7 protein-coding genes and 1 pseudogene are annotated in these 7,252 nt (G+C 65.3%); 6 read left to right on the forward strand and 2 right to left on the reverse strand.

Going from position 1 to position 7,252, the window contains the following annotated elements:
* Nucleotides 1-135: 135 nt before the first annotated feature.
* Together WP12_RS19705 and WP12_RS19710 are read left to right on the forward strand one after the other, a co-directional pair.
* Nucleotides 136-387 (forward strand): DUF6894 family protein, encoded by a 252-nt coding sequence (locus tag WP12_RS19705; protein ID WP_046195394.1) that lies wholly within the window; start codon nt 136-138, stop codon nt 385-387.
* A gap of 93 nt (nt 388-480) precedes the next feature.
* Nucleotides 481-1,134 carry a Crp/Fnr family transcriptional regulator gene (locus WP12_RS19710; protein ID WP_235399212.1) on the forward strand — a complete coding sequence of 218 codons (654 nt, stop codon included), beginning with the start codon at nt 481-483 and terminating at the stop codon, nt 1,132-1,134.
* A 39-nt stretch (nt 1,135-1,173) separates the two neighbouring features.
* Here WP12_RS19710 and WP12_RS19715 read toward each other — a convergent pair whose 3' ends face one another.
* On the reverse strand, nt 1,174-1,722 hold the full coding sequence (locus WP12_RS19715) for a TIGR00645 family protein (RefSeq protein WP_046195396.1): 549 nt from the start codon (nt 1,720-1,722) through the stop codon (nt 1,174-1,176).
* A 117-nt stretch (nt 1,723-1,839) separates the two neighbouring features.
* On the opposite strand from WP12_RS19715, the gene WP12_RS19720 reads away from it, so the two are divergent.
* From WP12_RS19720 to WP12_RS19735, 4 genes are all read left to right on the forward strand, one after another.
* Nucleotides 1,840-3,654, forward strand: coding sequence for an ABCB family ABC transporter ATP-binding protein/permease (locus WP12_RS19720; RefSeq protein WP_046195404.1), 1,815 nt, complete (start codon nt 1,840-1,842; stop codon nt 3,652-3,654).
* Between the two features lie 131 nt (nt 3,655-3,785).
* The gene (locus tag WP12_RS19725; protein ID WP_046195397.1) at nt 3,786-4,853 is read left to right on the forward strand and encodes an acyltransferase family protein; all 1,068 of its coding nucleotides are present in this window, start codon (nt 3,786-3,788) and stop codon (nt 4,851-4,853) included.
* A gap of 46 nt (nt 4,854-4,899) precedes the next feature.
* The gene (gene recQ, locus WP12_RS19730) at nt 4,900-6,669 is read left to right on the forward strand and encodes a DNA helicase RecQ (RefSeq protein WP_046195398.1); all 1,770 of its coding nucleotides are present in this window, start codon (nt 4,900-4,902) and stop codon (nt 6,667-6,669) included.
* A gap of 13 nt (nt 6,670-6,682) precedes the next feature.
* Nucleotides 6,683-7,096 carry a TIGR01244 family sulfur transferase gene (locus WP12_RS19735; protein ID WP_046195399.1) on the forward strand — a complete coding sequence of 138 codons (414 nt, stop codon included), beginning with the start codon at nt 6,683-6,685 and terminating at the stop codon, nt 7,094-7,096.
* Between the two features lie 45 nt (nt 7,097-7,141).
* Here the strand turns inward: WP12_RS19735 and WP12_RS25985 are convergent.
* Nucleotides 7,142-7,252, reverse strand: a pseudogene (locus WP12_RS25985) (IS5/IS1182 family transposase); the annotation flags it as partial.

Below are 7,252 nucleotides of genomic sequence, written 5' to 3' on the forward strand. Positions count from 1 at the left end.
AATGAGATTGCCGCAGATTAGTTTTGGCAAAGCTTTTGAACCGGTCGTCGCTTCAAGGGTTTCTGACGATGGGAAAAGGCCCCCGAACCGTCGACTAGTCGACGTTCGTGGATGACAAGGGACGCGCGGACTTCGATGCCACATTTTTATCTTCACCTCATCAACGGCTCCGGAATAACGCGCGATCAGGAGGGGATCGAACTACCGGATGTCGACGCGGCGCGGGTCGAAGCGCTGGCCGCCATCCGATCTATCCTCAAGGAGGAGCTCAACAATGGACAGCTCGACCTCGGTGGCCGCGTCGCAATCGAGGATGGCCAAGGGAACTTCCTGTGCGATGTCATGTTTGCAGAAGCGGTCGACATCAGCAGCAACGGGGTTGGATAATGCATGGCCACGAATTATTGAAACGTGCCGATTGAAAAGCTGCTCCTGAAACTTCGCCAGCGTGACGATGTCAGCGCAGCAGAAGAGCGGGCCTTGCGGGCTGTCGTTGAGCCCCCTCAACGCGTTCCCGCCCGCACGGTCTTGATCCGCGAAGGCGAGCCCCTGAACCGGTCTACGCTGCTCAGCGAAGGCCTTATGGGCCGCTTCAAGGACATGCGCGACGGAGAGCGGCAGATCAGCCAGCTCCACATTTCCGGCGACTTCCTCGATCTGCACAGTTTCACGCTGAAAAGCATCGATCATGGCGTGGTTGCGCTGACCGATTGCCAGACCAGCTGGGCGTCGCATGCCGCGCTCGAGGAGCTTACCGCCGAGCATCCGCATTTGGGCCGGCTATTGTGGATGACGACGAATCTCGATGCGGCGATGCATCGCGCCTGGGAAGTGTCGCTGGGCCGGCGTGACGGTCTGTCGCGCACCGCGCATCTGCTATGCGAGTTGCATGTTCGCCTGGGGGTGGTCGGGATGGCGGAGGAGGATGGTTATCCGCTTCCGCTGATCCAGGTCGACCTGGCCGAGTGCCTGGGGCTTACCGCCGTCCATATGAACCGGGTGCTTCGCGAGCTGCGCGAACGCCGGCTGGTCACGTTTCGCAGTGGGCGCGTCCAGATCCACGATCTCGCGGGCCTGCGCTGGGCCGCGGAGTTCACGCCGGGATATCTCTTCCTCGACAAGAAGCCCCGCTAGAGTTTGTTTCACTTGCGTGGAAGCGCCTTCGATAACCGCTCAGTGCTTGTGCTGCGTCATCCGATCGACCCAGGCGATGCCGATCGCGGACAGGATGAAGGCCATATGGATCACGGTCTGCCATAATATCGCCGCCTCGGTGATCCGGGCGGTCGGCTGCCCTATCGATCCGGCCTCGATGAACGAGCGCAGCAGGTGGATCGAGGATATGCCGATGATCGCCATGGCGAGCTTGACCTTCAGCACGCCGGCATTGACGTGGCTGAGCCATTCCGGCTGGTCGGGATGGCCGCCCAGCCCCAGCCGCGACACGAAGGTCTCGTAGCCGCCGACGATCACCATCACCAGCAGGTTGGAGATCATCACGACGTCGATCAGGCCCAGCACGACCAGCATGATCTGCTGCTCGGTGAACTCCCAGCTGTGCAGGACGAGGTGGGACAGTTCCTTCAGAAACAGCAGGACATAGACGAGCTGCGCCGCGATGAGGCCGACATAGAGCGGCAGCTGAAGCCAGCGCGAGCTGAAGATCAGGAGCGGCAGCGGGCGGAGTTTCGGGGCGGATGCAGGGAGCGGATCGGTAACCATGGGCCGGCAGATAGCGGGCCGCCGGCGCGCGGAAAGCCGTCAAACCGCGACATTGGCGATTGATACCGTGTCATGCCGCCCTTCCCCTTCAGCGCCCGCGTCCCTATCTTCGCGGCAATGCCGCCCGATCACGCCTCCGCCAGCGCCGCCAATCCCGAGCATGGCCTCGCCACGCTGCGCCGCTTCCTGCCCTATCTGTGGCCGAAGGGGGAGCCGGCGTTGCGCGCCCGCGTGGCGATCGCGATGCTGCTCGTGCTGGGTTCCAAGATCATCATCCTGCTGATGCCCTTCGCCTATAAGGCGGCGGTGGACCGCATGGCGCCTGGGCTGGAGCCGGGAGTCACGATCGCCGTGGCGCTGGTCGTCGCCTATGCCGGCGCGCGTTTCGGCGGGGTGCTGTTCGACAATATGCGCAACGCGATCTTCGAACTGGTCGGCCAGGATGCGGCGCGGCGGCTGTCGCTGGAGGTGTTCGGGCAGTTGCACCGCCTGTCGCTGCGCTTCCACCTTGAACGGCGCACCGGGGCGCTGACCAAGATCGTCGAGCGCGGCACCAAGAGCATCGACACGATGCTCTATTTCCTGCTGTTCAACATCGGCCCGACCCTCTTCGAGCTCACCGCGGTTTGCGCGATCTTCTTCTATAAATTCGGCGCTGGCCTCGTGACGGCGACCGTGGTGGCGATCGCCGCCTATATCGTCTTCACCCGCAAGGTCACGGAATGGCGCAGCAAGATGCGCCGCGAGATGGTCGAGCATGACACCCGCGCCTCGGCGCGCGCGGTCGACTCGCTGCTGAACTACGAGACGGTCAAATATTTCAACGCCGAAGGGCGCGAGGCCGAGAATTACGGCCGCGCGGTCGCCGCCTATGCGCGCGCCGCGACCAAGAATGAAGGCTCGCTCGCCGCGCTCAACATCGGCCAGTCGCTGATCACCAACCTGATGATGGCGGGGGCGATGGGCTATAGCGTCTATGGCTGGAGCAGGGGCTGGTTCTCGCCCGGCGACGTGGTGTTCGTGAATACGATGCTCGCCCAGCTGTTCCGGCCGCTCGACCTGCTCGGCATGGTCTATCGCGAGATCCGCCAGGGACTGATCGACATGGAGGCGATGTTCCGGCTGATCGACACCCCCGCCGAAGTTACCGATGCACCCGACGCGGTCCCACTCGCCGTCACCGGCGGGATGGTGAAGTTCGAGGACGTGCACTTCTCCTATGATCCCGACCGCGAGATATTGAAGGGGATCGACCTGACGATCCGGCCCGGCGGCACGCTCGCCGTGGTCGGCCCCTCGGGTGCGGGCAAGTCCACCCTCGCGCGTATCCTCTATCGCTTCTACGAGATCAGCGGCGGCCGGGTGACGATCGACGGCCAGGATATCGCGAAAGTGACGCAGGCGTCGCTGCGCCAGGCGATCGGTATCGTTCCCCAGGACACGGTGCTGTTCAACGACACGATCGGTTACAATATCGGCTATGGCCGCGAGGGCGCGACACAGGACCAGATCGAGGAGGCTGCGCGGGGCGCGTCGATCCACAATTTCATCCTGTCGCTGCCGCAGGGTTACGCAACCCGCGTCGGCGAGCGGGGTCTCAAGCTGTCGGGCGGCGAGAAGCAGCGCGTCGCGATCGCCCGGACGCTGCTGAAGAACCCGCCGCTGCTGATCCTCGACGAGGCCACCAGCGCGCTCGACAGCCGCACCGAGGCCGATATCCAGACGACCTTACGCGGGGTCGAGCAGGGCCGCACCACCATCGTCATCGCCCACCGCCTGTCGACGATCGTTCACGCCGACGAGATCGTCGTGCTTGAGGCCGGCCGGGTGGCCGAGCGCGGCAGCCACGCCGAACTGCTCGCCCGCGACGGGCTGTACGCCGAAATGTGGATGCGGCAGGCGAGCGAACAGGAAGAGCGCGAGGCGGCCTGATATAGTTCTTTCGTCATGCCAGTGGAGGCTGGCATGACGAAGAAGAAGTCTCTCTTCACCCCCGCCCGGATCCGTGTACAAAAAGACGTGGACCCCAGCCTTCGCCGGGGTAACGGGGGCAGAGGCGCAGCTTGCAGGTACGGCACGAACTTCGTCCGCTCACCTCGGCGCGCGGGATCGCGGCATGGTATGTCGTGCTCTATCATATCCGCGACAGTGCGAGCTTCCTGCCGCCCGGCGTCATCGCCTTCTTCGCCAAGGGCTATCTGGCGGTCGATTTCTTCTTCGTCCTGTCGGGCTTCGTGATCTGGCTCAACTATGGCCAGCTGCTCCACGAACATCGCTGGCGTGGCGTACCCCATTTTCTGTGGCGGCGGCTTGCGCGCGTCTATCCGCTGCACATGCTGATGCTGTTCGCCGCTATCGCCTTCGCCGTCGTCTGCGTTGCGACCGGACGCGGCATGCCACTCAACTTCGCCTGGGAAACGCTGCCCTACCATCTGCTGCTGATCCAGAATTGGGGGCTGATCGACGGCCTGGGCTGGAACGTGCCCGCCTGGTCGATCAGCTGCGAATTCGCCGCCTATCTGGTCTTTCCGCTGATCGTCACCGCCACCGACTGGCGCAAGCTGCCGAGCGCGCTGCTCATCGCATTCCTCGGCCTGCTGATGCTCGGCCTGTTCGCCCTGTTCAGCGCCTTCGGCCATGATCTCCTCGGCAGCGATATCCCGCGCCTCGGCGTGCCGCGCTGCCTGTTCGAATTTGCGATGGGGACGATCGTGGCGGCGCTCTGGCTGCGCTGGCGCGAGACGCCGGCCCGCCCCGCGCTGATCGCCGGGATGCTCGCTATCGGCGGGTCCGCCGCCTATGCGTTTGGCACGCCCGAGGCGCTGGCGCTGCCCTTCGCCTTCGTCTGCCTGTTGTTCGTGCTGGCGCTGACCTCCGAAGGCCGCAACCCGATGAAGGGGCGGGTGATCCACTGGTTCGGCGAGATCAGCTATGCGACCTATCTGGCGCATGCGCTGCTCTTCCTGCTGTTCAAGATCGTGTTCGTCGACGATGTGATGGCAATCCCCGCGCCCCTGATCGGCCTGTTTCTGCTGATCGTGCTGGTAGTCTCAGCGGCGCTGTATCACGGCTTCGAACTGCCCGCGCAAAGATGGGTCAACCGGTTCGGGCCGAAGCGGCCGACGGCATAATCGTCAGACCGCTCGACACCCCGCCGCCATCCGCTAGAAGCACCCCATGCCTACCCCCTTGGAAGCCCTGCAGCGGACCTTCGGCTATGCCCAGTTCCGCGGGCGGCAGCAGGATGTGATCGACCGGGTGATGGCCGGCCAGAACAGCCTCGCGGTGATGCCGACCGGCGCGGGCAAGTCGCTGACCTATCAGATCCCGGCGTTGTGCCGCGAGGGCACCGGGCTGGTCGTTTCGCCGCTGATCGCGCTGATGCACGACCAGGTCCGTTCGGCCGATGCCGCCGGCATCCGGGCGGCCGCGCTGACATCCGCCGACGACAATCGCGACGAGACGATCGACCGGCTGCGCAATGGCGGGCTCGACCTGCTTTACGTCGCACCCGAACGGGCCTCGACCGAGAGCTTCCGCCGCCTGATCAGCCAGATTCCCCTGGCGCTGATCGCGATCGACGAGGCGCATTGCGTCTCCGAATGGGGGCATGACTTCAGGCCCGATTACCGTCTGCTGCGGGGCCTGCTCGACCTGCGTCCCGATGTCCCGCGCCTGGCCCTGACCGCGACCGCCGACCGCCACACCCGCGACGATATCCTAGCGCAGCTCGGCATCGAGGCCGATGGGCTGATCCTCGCCGGCTTCGACCGCGCCAATCTCCGCTACGGCATCAATACGCGCGACGGCGTCGGCAGACAGCTCGCGCAGCTGCTCGACGAAAATCCGGGGCCCGGCATCATCTATGCTCCCACCCGCGACGCGACCGAGAAGCTCGCCGCGCAGCTCGGCGGATCAGGCCGCCCGACGCGAGCCTATCATGCCGGGCTCGACCCCGCGATCCGCGCCGCGAACCAAAAGGCGTTCGTCGCATCCGAAGACATGGTGATGGTGGCAACGGTCGCCTTCGGCATGGGGATCGACAAGCCCGATGTCCGCTTCGTCGCGCATGCCGGCCTGCCCAAATCGATCGAGGCCTATTATCAGGAGACCGGACGCGCCGGGCGCGATGGCGATCCCGCCGTCACCCAACTATTCTGGGGCGCCGAGGATTTCGCCCGCGCCCGCCGCCGCATCGAGACCGATGTCGAGGAAGGCCGCCGCGCGGGCGAGCGCCAGCGGTTGAACGCGATGGCGATGCTGGTCGAAGCGCCGGGATGCCGCCGCGCGATCCTGCTCCGCCATTTCGGCGAGAGCCCTCCGGCGGCCTGCGGCAATTGCGACAATTGCCTGAGCCCGCCCACCGGCATCGACGCGAGCGTCGTCGCGCAGAAGCTGCTTTCGGCCGCCTTTCGCACCGAGATGCGCTATGGCGTCACCCATCTTTCCGACGTGCTGGCGGGGCGCGAGACCGACAAGATCCTGGGCGCGGGCCACCACCGGCTGTCGGTGTTCGGCATCGCCGACGAGGCCGAGCAGAAGCTGATCAAGCCGGTCGCGCGCGCGCTGCTCGCCCGCGATGCGCTGCGCGCCGACGATTATGGCGGGCTGTCCTTCGGCCCCGCCGCCAAGGCGATCCTGAAGGGCGAGGAGCCGTTGCAGCTCGTGCTGCCGCCCGAGCGCGAGCGCCGCCGCAAGAAGGACAAGGCCGGCGTCGACTATCCGCACGATCCGCTGTTCGACGTGCTGCGCGGGTTGCGGCGCGATCTTGCCAAGGCGCAGGGCGTGCCGCCCTATGTCGTCTTCACCGACGCGACGTTGCGCGAGATGGCGGCGGCAAAGCCGGATTCGCTGGGTGGCCTCGCGCAGATTTCGGGCGTAGGGGCGAAGAAACTGGATACCTATGGCGACGCGTTCCTCGCCGCCATCAACGACCATCGCGCCTGAAGAAGGAAGAGCCATGTTCCGCAAGATCGACGACAGCATCTCGGTCGCCGCCCAGATCGACACCGACGATGTCGCCGCAGCCGCCGCACAGGGCTTCACGATGATCATCAACAACCGCCCCGAACAGGAAGAGCCGGGCCAGCCCAGCGGCGAGTCGATCCGCGCGGCGGCGCAGGCGGCGGGGCTCGGCTATGTTGCGATCCCGATCACGCCCGGCGGTTTCACGCGGGAGCAGATCGAGGCAACCCGTCAGGCGCTCGACAGCGCCGAAGGCCCGGTCCTCGCCTATTGCCGCTCGGGCACCCGATCGACCTTCTGCTGGGCGCTTGCGAAAGGCACTGCCGGCGAAGATGGCGACGAGCTGGCGCGCAAGGCCGCCGGCGCGGGTTACGACATTTCGCCGATCAAGCCGCTGCTGGGGCGGTAACTTCCCTCCTCCCCGCCAAGGGAGAGGACTAGGGGTTGTGGGGATTCATCGCGAGTTGATGACGGCTGCGGCGAGGTAGATCATTGCGGAGAAGCTTAGATCGGTTTTGCAGGCGCGCATGGCGATGCGCTTGAACTCTTTGAGTTTGCAGAAGAA

Source organism: Sphingomonas sp. SRS2 (assembly GCF_000971055.1).
Lineage (GTDB): Bacteria > Pseudomonadota > Alphaproteobacteria > Sphingomonadales > Sphingomonadaceae > Rhizorhabdus.